The organism is Cupriavidus sp. 05L310, assembly GCF_056398185.1.
Genome location: NZ_JBFTOX010000009.1, coordinates 129,089 through 143,280, shown reverse-complemented (window position 1 = coordinate 143,280; position 14,192 = coordinate 129,089). Strand labels below are relative to the sequence as shown.

Here is a 14,192-nt window from a genome sequence, read left to right as displayed (position 1 = left end):
GCCTTTGCTGACTGGCCAGGATGACGCCGATGACTCCCCCCCGTATCGCGCTGATCGCGCACGACCACAAGAAAGATGACATCGTGGCCTTTGCCGGCCGCCATCGCGATTTCCTGTCGCGTTGTGAACTGCTGGCAACCGGCACCACGGGCGGCCGCCTGAGCGACGAAATCGGCCTCACGGTGACGCGCATGCTGTCCGGCCCCTGGGGCGGCGACCTGCAGATCGGCGCGCAACTGGCCGAGGGCCGCGTCGGCGTGGTGATCTTCCTGCGCGATCCGATGACGCCACAGCCGCACGAACCCGATATCAATGCACTGGTGCGCGCCTGCGACGTGCACAACGTGCCTTGCGCCACCAACGTGGCGACCGCCGACCTGTTGATCGCGGAGTTGCGGCGTCTATACCCGGAGCCGGGCAAGCCGGCCTGATCGTTTCCGCGCGTACCGCGCATGACATCGTTTGCCGATGCGCATCGATACGCATCGACAAGCATCAACAGGAACAGGAGCGAGACATGAGCAAAGCCATCCGCATTTTCGAGACCGGCGGCCCCGAGGTGATGCAGTGGGTCGACGTCGAGGTCGGGGATCCCGGCCCCGGCGAGGTCCGCGTGCGGCACGAGGCGGTCGGCCTCAACTACATCGACGTTTACTTCCGCACCGGGCTGTACAAGCAGGCGCTGCCGGGCGGACTCGGCATGGAAGGCGCCGGCGTGGTGGAGGCCGTGGGCGATGGCGTGCCGCACCTCGGCGTGGGTGACCGTGTCGCCTATGCCGGCCGCCCGACGGGCGCCTATGCGCAGGTACGGGTGATGCCTGCCGATATCGTGGTGCGCCTGCCCGATGCCATCTCGTTCGAGCAGGGCGCGGCGATGATGCTGCAAGGCCTGACCACGCAATACCTGGTGCGCGACAGCTACCGGGTGCAGCCGGGCGATACGGTGCTGCTGCACGCCGCCGCGGGCGGGGTTGGCCTGATCGCCAGCCAGTGGCTCAAGGCGCTGGGCGCCACGGTGATCGGCACCGCCGGCAGTGACGAAAAAGCCGCGCTGGCGCGCGCGCATGGCTGCGACCACACCATCGTCTATACCCGCGAATCGTTCGTGGACAGGGTCAGGGAAATCACCGGCGGCAAAGGCGTCGCGGCGGTCTACGATTCAGTCGGAAAGGATACCTTCAATGGCTCGCTGGATTGTCTGAAGCCGCGCGGCACCCTGGTGGTGTTCGGCAATGCATCGGGTCCGGTGCCGCCGTTCGATCTCTCGTTGCTGGGCAACAAAGGCTCGCTGCGCGTCACGCGGCCGACGCTGATGACTTACGTGGTGCACCGCGAACTGCTCGAGCCGATGGCGGCCGAACTGTTCGAAATGGTGACCAGCGGCCGGGTCCGGATCGAGGTGCGCCAGCGCTATGCGCTGGCGGATGTGGCACAGGCGCATCGCGATCTCGAAGGCCGCAAGACCACCGGCACCACGATCCTGCTGCCCTGAGCAGCGCGCGCTAGCGGGCGCGCACCGTAGTGGCGCCGGCGCGCGCCTCGGCCTGCCGCAGCACATGCGGCGGCAGGCGCTTGAGCATGAAGTGCACCGCCAGCGGAATCAGCACCACGTCGTCCACGATGCCCAGGCCAAGGATAAAGTCGGGAATCAGGTCGATGGGTGAAATGGCGTAGAGCACCAGGCCGAACGTGGCCGGCCGCAGCCAGGGCGGTGCGTCGGGATGGCGCAGCGCGAACCACAGCAGGCGGCCGTCGCGCCGCAGCAGCGTCCACAGTGCTGAAAATCGTTTCCACATGAGAAGCCTCCTTCACTTTGCACTTGCAGCGTGGCCAGGTCGGGCCACTCGCAGATAGCTTGGGCCAATCCACGGGGCTTCAAGTTCCGTAGGGGGAGTCCGGGCAGAGGAGGACTACGAGGAGGAGCGGCGGGGCCTGGCAGGCGACCCGCCGCTGTACCGGCATTCCCGCGGGTGCGGGATGCCGGTACAGCTTGAACCGGTGCTGACGTTCAGCCCGGGATCTTGCCTTCCACGCCTTCGACGTAGAACTTGATGCCATGCAGGAAGCCATCGTCGGCGACCTGGTCCTTGGTCAGCTGCTCCTTGCCGGTGTTGTCCTTGAGCGGACCCTTCCAGATCGGCGCGGAACCGTCGGCCACGCCCTTCTTGCGCTCTTCCACCAGTGCCTTGACGTCATCCGGCACCACGGCGTTGAAGCCCTTCAGGTCGATCATGCCTTCCTTCAGGCCCCACCACGTGGTGCTGTTTTTCCACTGGTTGGCCAGCACGTCGCCCACCACCTTGTTGTAGTAGACGCCCCACGAAATCACCGAGGCGGCCAGGTGGGCCTTCTCGCCGAACTTGCTCATGTCGCTGTCCCAGCCGAAGGCGTACACGCCCTTTTCCTGCGCGGTCTGTACCACGGCGGCGGAGTCGGTGTTCTGCATCAGCATGTCCACGCCCTGGCCGATCAGCGTGGTGGCGGCTTCGCGCTCCTTGCCCGGATCGAACCACTTGTTCACCCACACCACCTTGACGGTCGCCTTGGGATTCACGCTGCGCGCGCCCAGGGTGAACGAGTCGATATTGCGGATCACCTCGGGGATGGGCACCGATGCCACCACGCCCATCTTGCCGGTCTTGCTCATCTTGCCGGCTACCACGCCGGCCAGGTAAGCGCCTTCATAGGTGCGTACGTCGTACTGCGCCAGGTTGTCCGCGGTCTTGAAGCCGGTGGCGTGCTCGAACTTCACGTCCGGGAATTCCTTGGCCACCTTGAGCATCGACTCCATGTAGCCGAAGGTCGTGCCGAAGATGAGCTTGTTGCCTTGCGCGGCGAGGTCGCGGAACACGCGTTCCGCATCGGCGGCGGATTCCGGCACGTTCTCGACGAAGGTGGTCTTCACCTTGTCGCCGTACTTTTCTTCGACGGCCTTGCGTCCTGCGTCATGGGCGTAGGTCCAGCCCGCGTCGCCGACCGGTCCGATGTAGACGAAGGCAACCTTCAGCGGTTCGGCCTTCTGCTCGGCGGCGGGGGCCGAAGCCGGGGCGGCGCTTTCCGCAGGCTTTTCGGCTTCCTTCTTGCCGCAGCCCGCGATAGCCAGCACGGCGGTGGCGGCCAGTGCGGCGAGGGTTTTCCTGCGCGTGACGATCATGATTTCTCCTTGTGATGACCTGGGTACTGATTCTTTGATTAAGGTTGCAACTGTGGCTCTGGTAACGAGGGTTTTCAGCGTGAGGTCTCTGGCGGACTTCTGAAAATCGGGCAATGCGGCGCGGCCCGGCAAGGCGCCGGGCCGCAATCGCAACGGTCAGGCAACACCCGGGCGGAAGGGTTTGCCCAGCGAGGCCGGCATGTTCAGGCGGATCCACGCCGGATTGCGCGAGATCAGCGCCAGCACGACGATGGTGGCCGCATAGGGCAGCATCGACAGTATCTGCGACGGCATCGACACACCGATCCCTTGCAGGTAGAACTGCAGGATGGTGACGCCGCCGAACAGCCACGCCCCGGCCCATACGCGGCCGGGTCGCCAGGTGGCGAAGGTGGTCAGCGCCAGCGCGATCCAGCCGCGCCCTGCCACCAGGTTCTCCACCCACATCGGCGTGTACACCAGAGACAGGTAGGCTCCGGCCAGCCCGCAGCAGGCACCGCCGAACAGCAGCGCGCCAAAGCGGATCAGCCGCACGGGATAGCCCAGCGCGTGCGCCGATTCCGGCGACTCGCCGATCGCGCGCAGGGTCAGCCCGGCGCGCGTGCGGAACAGGAACCACATGATGGCGCCGCACAGGAACAGGCTGAAATACACCATCCAGTGCTGCTGGAAGAAGGCCGGGCCGAAGAACGGGATATCAGCCAGGAAAGGAATCGACCTGGCCTGCGACGGCATGGCGAAGCCGACGAAGCGCTGGCCCATGAAGGCCGACAGCCCGGTGCCGAAGATCGACAGCGCCAGGCCGGTGGCCACTTGGTTGGTGGCCAGCACCAGCGCCAGCCACGAGAACAGCGTGGCCATCAGCATGCCGGCGAGCGCGCCGGCGGCAAAGCCGAGCATCGGCGACTGCGTCTGGTAGCCGACCATGAAGCCGAATGCGGCGGCCACCAGCATCATGCCTTCGGCGCCCAGGTTGAGCACGCCGGAGCGTTCGTTGATCAGCAGGCCGAGCGCGGCCAGCAGCAGGGGTGTGCCGGCGTTGATCGCCGTGGCGATAAGAGGGGCGAATTGTTCCATATCGTGTGGGCTCCGCTCAGGCGGCCTTGGCGCGCCAGCGCAGGCGGTTGTCGATCAGCGTATCGCTGGCCAGCAGGAAGAACAGCAGCATGCCCTGGAACACCGAGCCGATCGCCGAAGGCAGGCCCAGCCGGGACTGGGCCATTTCGCCGCCGATATAGAACAGCGACATGACGATGCCCCCGAATACGGTGCCCACCGGATGCAGGCGGCCGACGAAGGCGACGATGATCGCGGTGAAGCCGTAGCCGGGCGAGATCGACGGCAGCAACTGCCCGATCGGGCCGGTCACTTCGAAGGCGCCCGCCAGGCCGGCGGTGCCGCCCGAGATCATCAGCGCGCTCCACAGCGAACGGCGCGCCGAGAAGCCCGCATAGCGCGCCGCCGCCGGCGCGGTGCCGCCCACCTGCAGCCGGTAGCCCGCGAAGCTGCGGAAGATGAAGACGGTCATCACCGCCACCAGCACCAGCATCACCGCAAAGCCCGCGTGCAGGCGCGAGCCCGACAGCAGGTTGGGCAGCAGGAATTCGCTGGAGAACACCTTGGACTGCGGGAAGTTCATGCCGTTGGGATCCTTCAGCGGACCATTGACCACGTACAGCATCAGCTGCTGCGCGATATAGGTCAGCATCAGCGACACCAGGATCTCGTTGGCGTTGAACTTGTCCTTGAGCGCCGCGGTGATCGATGCCCAGAACATGCCGCCGACCACGCCGGCCAGCGAAGCCAGCACCAGCACCACGGAGCCGTTGACGCCATTGCCGGGCACGTCGAAGTACAGCACCGTGGCGCCGGCGAAAATGCCGCCGAGGATCAACTGGCCGTCGGCGCCGATGTTCCAGATATTGGCGCGGTAGCACACGGAAAGGCCGAGCGCGCAAAGCACCAGCGGTACGGTCTTGAGCAGCACCTCGCCGATGGCGCGGCGGTCCTTGAGCGGATCGACCAGGAAGACCTTGAGCGCGGCCACCGGATCCTTGCCGAGCAGCAGGAAGAGCAGGGCGCCGAAGGCGAGCGTCAGCGCCAGCGCAATGAAAGGGGAAGCGTAGGCCATGCGCCGCGAGGGCAGCCCGCGCGGCGCCAGCGACACGGGCGAGCGAAACAGGAAATCAGCCATGGAGCGCGGCCTCCTGTTGTTCGCGACGGCCGCCTGGCCCGCCTTCCCACAAGCCGCTCATCCACAGCCCGACCTGTTCGCGCGTGGCGTCCTGGGTGGGGATCGACGGCGATAGCCGGCCCTTGGCGATCACGTGCAGGCGATCGCAGATGGCGAACAGTTCGTCCAGTTCCTCGGACACCACCAGCAAGGCGCAGCCGGTGGCCTTGAGCGCCAGCAACTCGTTGTGGATCTGCGCCGCGGCGCCAACGTCCACGCCCCAGGTCGGCTGGGCCACGATCAACACCTTGGGGCCGCTCTCTATCTCGCGGCCAACGATGAATTTCTGCAGGTTGCCGCCCGACAGGCTCTTGGCCAGCGCGTCCGGCCCGCTTGCCTTGACGCGAAAGCGGCCGATCACGGCTTGCGCCAGCCCGGCCGCCGCCCTGGGCGATATCATGCCGCGCAGCACATAGGGCGCGGACTGGTGCGAGAGCAGGATATTGGCCGCCAGGCTCATGCCCGGGACGGCGCCGCGGCCCAGGCGCTCTTCCGGCACGAAGGCCAGGCCGGCGCGGCGGCGCTGGCGAGCGTCCAGCCTGCCCACCGGCTTGCCGTCCAGCGCGATGGCGTTGCGTTCCGCGCGGACGTCCTCGCCCGACAGCGCCGCCAGCAATTCCTGCTGGCCGTTGCCGGACACACCGGCGATGCCGACGATTTCGCCGGCATGCAGATCCAGCGAGATGCCGGACAGCTCCGTGGCGAAGGCATGCGCGCGCGGCAGGGACAGTTCGCGCACCGCGAGCCGGCACGCGCCGGGTTCCGTCTGCACGCGCGCTTCGCGCGGCGGCTCGCCGCCGATCATCAGGCGCGACAGCGAAGCCGCGCTCTCCTGGCGCGGATCGCACACGCCGGTGACACGGCCCATGCGCATCACGGTGGCGCTATGGCAAAGCTCGCGGATCTCGTCGAGCTTGTGGCTGATGTAGAGGATGCTGGTGCCTTCCGCGGCGAGCTGGCGCAGCGTGACGAACAGCGTCTGCACCGCCTGCGGCGTCAGCACGGAAGTGGGCTCGTCCAGGATCAGCAGCTGCGGTTTTGCCAGCAGCGCGCGCACGATCTCCACGCGCTGGCGCTCGCCCACCGACAAGGTGTGCACATGGCGGTTGGGCTCCAGCGGCAGGCCGTAACGCTCCGCCGTTTCGCGGATCTGCTCGGCCAGCTGCTTCATGTTGGTGGCGCCGGCGGCCTTGCTTGCCCTGGGCAGGCCGAGCGCGATGTTCTCGGTGACGGTCAGCGTATCGAACAGCGAGAAGTGCTGGAACACCATGGCGATGCCCAGGTTGCGGGCGTCGTGCGGATTGTGGATGGCGGCGGGCGCACCGTTGAAGTGCATATCGCCGGCGTCGGGTTTGACCGCGCCAAAGATGATCTTCATCAGGGTGGACTTGCCGGCGCCGTTCTCGCCGAGCACGGCGTGGATTTCGCCGGGGGCGACGACGAGGGACACATCGTCGTTGGCGGTCACGCCGGGGTAGCGCTTGCTGATATGGGCAAGCGCCAGCCTTGGGGTTGTACTTAAGGTCACTGAGGCGGCTCGAGTTGTTATGGCAGCAACGTGGATCAATGTTCGTATCGGGCAGCACCTCCTGCAGTGCGTGGGGCAGGATCGCCGTTACGCATTGCAGCAACCATCACTGGCTGGTGATGCCGTTTATTAACCGTGGATTATATAAGTGTGCGGGGTTCGGACGGCCTGTCCAGGACAGTTTTCTCGGCCCCGCAATGGATACAGGCAGGTTGCAAGTCGCATGCCGGGCACATGGCGCGGCCGGGCTGCCGCCTCTGGGGCGTAAGGTGGACAACATGGCCCGCAAGCGGCGCAATCGGGAGAGGCTGGGGGGAAGACGAGGGAAGCGGGGAGGCGCGGCAGCGGCCGGAGCAGGGCGCTCCGGCGCATGGTCCGCCGGGGGCGGCCCCGGCGGTAACTGGCGCGTCAGGCGCCTTTGCCGACCGCGATCTGGTTGAAGCGGCCTTCGCGGAAATCCGCCAGCGTCTGGTAGATCTGCTCCTGGGTGTTCATCACGAACGGCCCATATTGCACGATCGGCTCGCCCAGCGGCCGGCCCGCGATCAGCAGGAAGCGCGCATCGGCGCTGGCGCTGACCGTCACGCCGTCCGCGCCTGCCGGGTTGTCCAGCACGCCCATGCGCTGCGCTTCCAGCACGGCCGCGTTGTCTCCCGCGCCGACCGCGATCTCGCCGCGGTAGACGTACAGGAAGGCGTTATGCCTGGCCGGCAGCACCTGGGAGAAGCGCTGCCCGGCGGGCAGCGTCACGTCCAGGTAGAGCGGTTCCGTGACCGGACGCGTCACCGCACCTGCCACGCCGTGCGAAGCCCCTGCCAGCACCCGTACCATGGCGCCATCCGGCAGTGCCACGGTGGGCACGGCGGCGGCTGGCAGATCGCGGTACCACGGCGCTGTCATCTTGTCGGCGGCGGGCAGGTTCAGCCACAGCTGGAAGCCTTCCATGCGGCCGTCCTCCTGCTCGGGCATCTCCGAATGCACCACGCCGGCGCCGGCCACCATCCACTGGGCACCGCCATTTTCCAGCAGGCCCTCGTTGCCGGCGCTGTCGCGATGGCGCATGCGGCCGGCCAGCATATAGGTGATGGTTTCGAAGCCGCGATGCGGGTGATCGGGGAAGCCGCCGATGTAGTCGTCGCGGCTATCGGTGCCGAAGGCGTCCAGCATCAGGAACGGGTCCAGCCGGCGCTGCAGGTTCTGCGTGAGCACGCGCGTGAGTTTGACGCCGGCGCCATCCGAGGTGGCGATGCCCCGCACCACGCGGTCGACCGCGCGCGAGCGCTGCACGGTCTCCACGGCGGTGGCCGGGACGATGGGGGCGGTAGTGCGTTGTTCCATGATGAATCTCCTGTTGGCGGGGCTGGCGGCAATGGCGCCCGAGCCCGTTGGCTACCCTCCCAATTTAAGGGTTTGGGCCAAAACCGGTAGAGGGCATCCGGACAACAGATTGTTCTGCCAATGGCACGATCGGAGGTCATAGGTAGATCAATTCTGGAACAGCGCGAGCCTCGCGGAGGTATCGGACGAAGGCTGATAAACGCGGGCAGAAAGCGGTGTGGAAACGAGATGATGACAAGATCGGTGTAAATGGGTATAATAGCGATCTCGTTGTCATCCGATGTTGCGTAGTCATCTCGGGTTGGCAGGGTCCGGGCAAGCGTCTTAACCAGCTTGCATCCCGCCCAAGCCACCCGTGTGCGGCACCGGCCGATTGATCCGGCGGCGCGTCGGAACCACCAAATTTGCGCCGCCACTGGCCTCCCGTTTCTGCACCTTGCAGCGGGTTGCGCCGCTCCAGGGATCCCAGCCTTCACCGGCATGGCGTCCCGTCAATTGGGTTTCCCGCCTCCGCGCGTGGAACCCGGCGCCCGTCCACCGGCTCATCTGCCGGTCATGGCGGGCAAGGCAATCTAGTCAGGGCCGGCGGCCCCCATTGCACCCGCCCGTGCCCATTTGTTCGTCCGTCAATCCGGATGTGGCTCTTCATGCCCACATGCGGCATGCGGAGAGAGGGGAATATGTCCAAGCAATCCAAACAGGCACTGGCCTGGGGATGTTTTGCGCTCGCCGCGCTGGCCGGTCTGGTCGCGTGGATCGGTGTCGACGTCATCCGGCAGTACCAGGACCGCCTGTGGTACGACGCGGCCGACCACCTGCGCCTAGTGGCGTGGTCGATGGCGCTGGCCCTGGCCACCGGAATTCCGGCCGGCATCGGCCTGAGCCGGCCCTGCATGCGCCGCTGGGCCGATCGCCTGATGCAAGTCTTCAATATCGGCAACACCGTGCCGTCGCTGGCAGTGCTGGCGCTTGCCCTGGCTGTGCTCGGCATTGGCGAGCGGCCCGCCATCCTGGCGCTCTGGCTGGCCTCGCTGCTGCCGATCGTGCGCAATACCTGCGAGGGTCTGCGCGGCGTATCGCCGGCGTTGACCGAGGCCGCGCGCGGCCTTGGCATGACCTCGATGCAGCGCCTGTTCCGGGTCGAATTGCCCAATGCGCTGCCGGTGATCCTGGCGGGCGTGCGTATCAGCCTGGTGATCAATGTCGGGACGGTGCCGCTGTCCTTCCTGATCGGCGCCAACAGCCTGGGCGAACTGATCTTCCCCGGCATCTACCTGAACAATCAGCCTTTGCTGCTGCTGGGCGCCGCGGCCACCGCGCTGCTGGCGCTTGCCCTCGACGGCCTGTTCGCCGCCGCCGGCTACTGCTACCTGCGCCGCCGCGGGCTGGCGCGCTGATGCGCGCACCGAACATGAAGGAAAACCCGATGCATTTCATCACAAGCGCGCTGGCCCGCGCGGCCCGCGGCCAGGCACGCATGCTGGCAAGTCTCGCCGTGCTCGCCGCACTGGCAGCCCTGGCGCTGCCGGCGCATGCCGATCCCGTTCGTGTAGGCGGCAAGAACTTCACCGAGCAGCTGATCCTGTCGTCGATGACGTCCCAGTACCTGCAGGCCAAAGGCCTTGCCACCGAGCTGACTTCCGGCCTGGGCAGCACGCTGATGCGCCAGGCCATGGAAAGCGGCCAGCTCGACGTGGTGTGGGATTACACCGGCACGGCGCTGATCGTGTTCAACAAGGTCGAGGAAAAGCTCGAAGCCAGGGAAAGCTACGAGCGCGTCAGGACGCTGGACGCCGCCCGCGGCCTGATGTGGCTCGACGCCTCGGGCATCAACAACACCTATGCACTGGCGATGCCGCGCAAGCGCGCCGAAGCCGCCGGCGTGACCACGCTGTCGGCCTTCGCCGGGAAGATGCAGGCCGCCGCGGAAGGCACCGCGCATCCGTTCGCGGTCGACATGGAATTCGCCGCGCGCCCCGACGGCCTGGAGCCGCTCAAGACGCTCTACAAGCTGCCGTTCTCGCGGCGTGACGTGATCCAGCTCGATCCCGGCCTGGTCTATACGGCGCTGAAGAACGACCAGGTGGAGCTCGGCCTGGTGTACACCACCGATGGCCGCGTCAAGGGCTTCGACCTCGTGCTGCTGGAGGACGACCAGCACTTCTTCCCCGCATACAACGCCGTGCCCGTTGTGCGCAAGGCGACGCTGGACAAGCATCCCGAGATCGCGGGCCTGCTCAATGCGCTGTCGGCCAAGCTCGACAACGAGGCCATGACCGAGATGAACTACAAGGTCGATATCGGCCAGCAGCCGGTCGACAAGGTGGCGCAGGAATTCCTGCGCGGCCACGGCCTGATCTGAGGAGGGGCGCATGGAATTGCTGACTTACCTTCAACATAGCTGGCCAACATTGCTCAAGCTAACCGGACAGCATCTGGCGCTGGTGGGCTCCGCGGTGGGGCTGGCCATCGTGGTGGGCGTGCCGCTGGGCATCCTGTGCGCGCGCTTCCGCTTCCTCGCCACGCCGCTGCTGACGCTGGCCACCATCGTGCTGACCCTGCCGTCGATCGCGCTGTTCGGCCTGATGATCCCGATCTTCGCCCGCTTCGGCCACGCGCTCGGCTATGTGCCGGCGGTGACCGCGGTGTTTCTCTATTCGCTGCTGCCGATCATGCGCAATACCTGCGTGGCGCTTGCCAACGTCGACGACGGCATCCAGGAAGCCGGCCGCGGCATCGGCATGACCACCTGGCAGCGCATGCGGCTGGTGGACCTGCCGCTGGCCGTGCCCGTCATCCTCGGCGGCGTGCGTACCGCCGTGGTGATGAACATCGGCGTGGCCACCATCGCCGCCATCATCGGCGCGGGTGGCCTTGGGGTGCTGATCCTGCAAGCGATCAGCCAGAGCAACATGAGCAAGCTGGCGATCGGCGCGGTGCTGGTCAGCGTGCTCGCCATCGTGGCCGATGCCTGCCTGCAGTGGTTGCAGCGGGCGCTGACACCGAAAGGAATTCGCTGAACATGATTGAACTCGAACAACTCACCAAGACCTTCAGGCAAAAGGATGGCGCGGAAGTACGCGCCGTCGATGCCGTTTCGCTCACGGTGCCCAAGGGCGAGATCTGCGTCTTCCTCGGCCCCTCTGGCTGCGGCAAGACCACCACGCTCAAGATGATCAACCGCCTGATCCAGCCCAGCTCCGGCCGCGTCCTGATCGACGGCGAGGACACCACCCGCGTGGACGAAGTCACGCTGCGCCGCAAGATCGGCTACGTGATCCAGCAGATCGGCCTGTTCCCGAACATGACCATCGAGGAGAACATCATGGTCGTGCCGCGCCTGCTGGGCTGGGACAAGAAGCGCTGCCGCGAGCGCGCGCGCGAACTGATGTCGATGGTGCAACTCGATCCCGACAAGATGCTCACGCGCTATCCGCGGGAATTGTCGGGCGGCCAGCAGCAGCGCATCGGCGTGATCCGCGCGCTCGCGGCGGATGCGCCCGTGTTGCTGATGGACGAACCCTTCGGCGCCGTCGACCCGATCAATCGCGAGAGCATCCAGAACGAGTTCTTCCAGATGCAGCGCCAGCTCGGCAAGACCGTGATCATGGTTTCGCACGACATCGACGAGGCCATCAAGCTGGGCGACCGCGTGGCCGTATTCCGCGGCGGCAAGCTGGTGCAATTCGACCATCCCGACGCACTGCTGGCGCGTCCGGCCGACGATTTCGTGCAGGCCTTCATCGGCCACGACAATACGCTCAAGCGCCTGCTGCTGGTGCGCGCCGGCGATGCCGCCACCATGGCGCAGACCTGCAGCCCGGACATGCCGCTGGCGCAGGCTTTCGGCATCATGGACGACGCCGATGTGCGCCACCTGCCGGTGGTGGACGAGACGCAGCGCGCGCTGGGCTACGTCACGCGGCGCGACGCGCGCACGGGGCAAGGGGTGTGCGCGAATGCGATGCGGCCGTTCATGGCGACCGCCGCGTTCGACGAGCACCTGCGCATCGTGCTTTCGCGCATGTACCAGCACAACACGAGCTGGCTGCCGGTGGTGGATGCCGATGGTGTCTATCTTGGCGAAGTCACGCAGGAATCGATTGCCGACTATCTCAGCTCGGGCCGCTCTCGCGGTAACGCGCCGGTGATCCAGCCGCCGCAGGCGCCGGCCGCGATCGAGCGTATTGCAGCGTAGGCAACGCGTGCCGCGCGAAATGGAAACGGGCCGGGATTACCGGCCCTTTTTTACGGCTGTGCGTAATGTCAGTCGCGCGCCAGTTGTCCGTCAGTGAGACGCCACGCCTTCAACGGGTTGCCGTCCTGCAGCGCCGGCGGCAGCAGTTCCGCAGGCACGTTCTGATAGCACACGGGGCGCAGGAAGCGCTCGATCGAGGAAGCGCCGACCGAGGTGGCGCGCGTATCCGACGTGGCGGGGAAGGGGCCGCCATGGACCATCGCATAGGACACTTCCACCCCGGTCGGATAGCCATTGAACAGCACGCGCCCAGCCTTGCGCTCCAGCACCGTCAGCAGGCTGCCGGCGTCGGCGCGGTCACCCGCATCCGCTTGCACGGTGGCGGTAAGCTGGCCTTCGAGCCGGCGTGCCACCGCCAGCATTTCCTCGTGGTCGCGGCACACGACCAGTACCGAGGACGGGCCAAATACTTCGGCTTCCATGCGATGGTCTGCGAGGAAGCGTTCAGCCGTGGTTTCGAACAGCGCAGGGCGGGCCTGGTTGGGGCCGCTCGCTGGCTTGCCGCTGCCGATGCGGCGCAGTCCTTCGATGTCGCCGAGCTGGGCCACGCCGTTGTCGTAAGCCTGGCAGATGCCGGGCGTCAGCATGGTGGCGGCGGCTTTCTCCGCCAGCGCCGCAATCGCGCCCTGGCGGAACCCATCCAGCGCCGGGCTTTCCACGGCCAGCAACAGGCCGGGGTTGGTGCAGAACTGGCCCACGCCCATCACCAGCGAATCCACCAGGTTGCGCGCGATCTCCGCGCCGCGGGCGGCCAGCGCCGCCGGCAGCAGGAACACCGGGTTGATGCTGCTCATCTCCGCATAGACGGGGATCGGCTGGGGCCGGCTGTTGGCCGTCTGCACCAGCGCCAGGCCGCCGCTGCGCGAGCCGGTAAAGCCCACTGCCTGGATCGAAGGATGCGCCACCAGGGCCGTGCCCACGGCAACGCCCGCGCCGACCAGCAGCGAGAACACGCCTTCGGGCAGCCCGGCGTCCGCCACGGCCTTCTGGATCACGCGGCCGACCAGCTCGGAGGTGCCGAGGTGGGCCGAATGCGCTTTCACGATGACCGGGCAGCCCGCAGCCAGCGCCGACGCGGTATCGCCGCCCGCCACCGAGAACGCCAGCGGGAAGTTGCTGGCGCCGAATACGGCTACCGGCCCGATAGCGATCTTCTGCAGGCGCAGGTCGGGGCGCGGCGGCGTGCGCTCCGGCAGGGCGGAGTCGAGCGTGGCGGATTGCCAGCGGCCATCGCGCAGCACGCTCGCGAACAGGCGCAACTGGCCGGCGGTGCGTGCGCGTTCGCCCTGCAGGCGCGCGATCGGCAGCGCGCTTTCGGCGTGGGCGCGCTCGATCAGCGTGTCGCCCAGGGCTTCCAGGCCGTTGGCGATGGACTCCAGGAACCGCGCGCGGGTTTCCGGCGAGGTGTTCCGGTAAGTGTCGAACGCGGCTTCGGCCAGCACGCAGGCGCGCTCGGCCTCGGCGGCGCCGCCGCCATGGAATTCCGGTGCGAGCGTTTCCCCCGTGGCCGGGTTGGTGGCATGGAGGATCTTGGTGGTGCCGCGCACTGCGCTGGCGCCGATCAGCATTTCGCCGGTGATGGTCATGAGCGTTTCCTGCTTTTCAACTGCGATCAAGGATCAAGAGGGTGCCCGCGCGGCAGCGCGAGCGGGACTTCCGGGTTGTCTTGCGAGTGGCTCGC

The 14,192-nt window shown here is 66.9% G+C and carries 13 protein-coding genes; 6 read left to right on the top strand and 7 right to left on the bottom strand.

The genetic code is table 11. The features are described 5' to 3' along the window. The first annotated feature begins 29 nt into the window (after nt 1–29). Nucleotides 30–431 (top strand): methylglyoxal synthase, encoded by a 402-nt coding sequence (locus tag AC1DS6_RS08850; RefSeq protein ID WP_441632129.1) that lies wholly within the window; start codon nt 30–32, stop codon nt 429–431. An 86-nt stretch (nt 432–517) separates the two neighbouring features. Beyond that, on the top strand, nt 518–1,492 hold the full coding sequence (locus AC1DS6_RS08845) for a quinone oxidoreductase family protein (RefSeq protein ID WP_441632127.1): 975 nt from the start codon (nt 518–520) through the stop codon (nt 1,490–1,492). A 10-nt stretch (nt 1,493–1,502) separates the two neighbouring features. Here AC1DS6_RS08845 and AC1DS6_RS08840 read toward each other — a convergent pair whose 3' ends face one another. From AC1DS6_RS08840 to AC1DS6_RS08815, 6 genes are all read right to left on the bottom strand, one after another. Beyond that, nucleotides 1,503–1,796 carry a YkvA family protein gene (locus tag AC1DS6_RS08840; protein WP_045238646.1) on the bottom strand — a complete coding sequence of 98 codons (294 nt, stop codon included), beginning with the start codon at nt 1,794–1,796 and terminating at the stop codon, nt 1,503–1,505. Nucleotides 1,797–2,008: 212 nt separating this feature from the next. After that, nucleotides 2,009–3,154: a BMP family ABC transporter substrate-binding protein gene (locus tag AC1DS6_RS08835; protein WP_441632125.1), complete on the bottom strand. Its 1,146-nt coding sequence runs from the start codon at nt 3,152–3,154 to the stop codon at nt 2,009–2,011. A gap of 156 nt (nt 3,155–3,310) precedes the next feature. After that, complete coding sequence (locus AC1DS6_RS08830) at nt 3,311–4,231, bottom strand: ABC transporter permease (protein ID WP_045238644.1); 921 nt, start codon at nt 4,229–4,231, stop codon at nt 3,311–3,313. A gap of 16 nt (nt 4,232–4,247) precedes the next feature. After that, entirely contained in the window at nt 4,248–5,348 is a 1,101-nt protein-coding gene (locus tag AC1DS6_RS08825) for an ABC transporter permease (RefSeq protein ID WP_441632122.1), read from the bottom strand. After that, the gene (locus AC1DS6_RS08820; RefSeq protein WP_441632120.1) at nt 5,341–6,915 is read right to left on the bottom strand and encodes an ABC transporter ATP-binding protein; all 1,575 of its coding nucleotides are present in this window, start codon (nt 6,913–6,915) and stop codon (nt 5,341–5,343) included. Before AC1DS6_RS08820 ends, AC1DS6_RS08825 begins: the two co-directional genes overlap by 8 nt. 408 nt (nt 6,916–7,323) lie before the next feature. Further along, nucleotides 7,324–8,253: a pirin family protein gene (locus AC1DS6_RS08815; RefSeq protein ID WP_477102448.1), complete on the bottom strand. Its 930-nt coding sequence runs from the start codon at nt 8,251–8,253 to the stop codon at nt 7,324–7,326. 680 nt (nt 8,254–8,933) lie between these two features. On the opposite strand from AC1DS6_RS08815, the gene AC1DS6_RS08810 reads away from it, so the two are divergent. From AC1DS6_RS08810 to AC1DS6_RS08795, 4 genes are all read left to right on the top strand, one after another. Further along, on the top strand, nt 8,934–9,650 hold the full coding sequence (locus AC1DS6_RS08810; RefSeq protein ID WP_477102447.1) for an ABC transporter permease: 717 nt from the start codon (nt 8,934–8,936) through the stop codon (nt 9,648–9,650). An 80-nt stretch (nt 9,651–9,730) separates the two neighbouring features. Continuing rightward, nucleotides 9,731–10,615, top strand: coding sequence for a glycine betaine ABC transporter substrate-binding protein (locus AC1DS6_RS08805; protein WP_441632139.1), 885 nt, complete (start codon nt 9,731–9,733; stop codon nt 10,613–10,615). A gap of 10 nt (nt 10,616–10,625) precedes the next feature. Next, on the top strand, nt 10,626–11,273 hold the full coding sequence (locus tag AC1DS6_RS08800; protein WP_441632114.1) for an ABC transporter permease: 648 nt from the start codon (nt 10,626–10,628) through the stop codon (nt 11,271–11,273). A gap of 2 nt (nt 11,274–11,275) precedes the next feature. Then, on the top strand, nt 11,276–12,451 hold the full coding sequence (locus tag AC1DS6_RS08795) for an osmoprotectant ABC transporter ATP-binding protein OsmV (RefSeq protein ID WP_477102446.1): 1,176 nt from the start codon (nt 11,276–11,278) through the stop codon (nt 12,449–12,451). Between the two features lie 68 nt (nt 12,452–12,519). Here the strand turns inward: AC1DS6_RS08795 and AC1DS6_RS08790 are convergent, their stop codons facing one another. Further along, the gene (locus AC1DS6_RS08790; protein WP_477102445.1) at nt 12,520–14,097 is read right to left on the bottom strand and encodes an aldehyde dehydrogenase (NADP(+)); all 1,578 of its coding nucleotides are present in this window, start codon (nt 14,095–14,097) and stop codon (nt 12,520–12,522) included. Between the last annotated feature and the right edge of the window lie 95 nt (nt 14,098–14,192).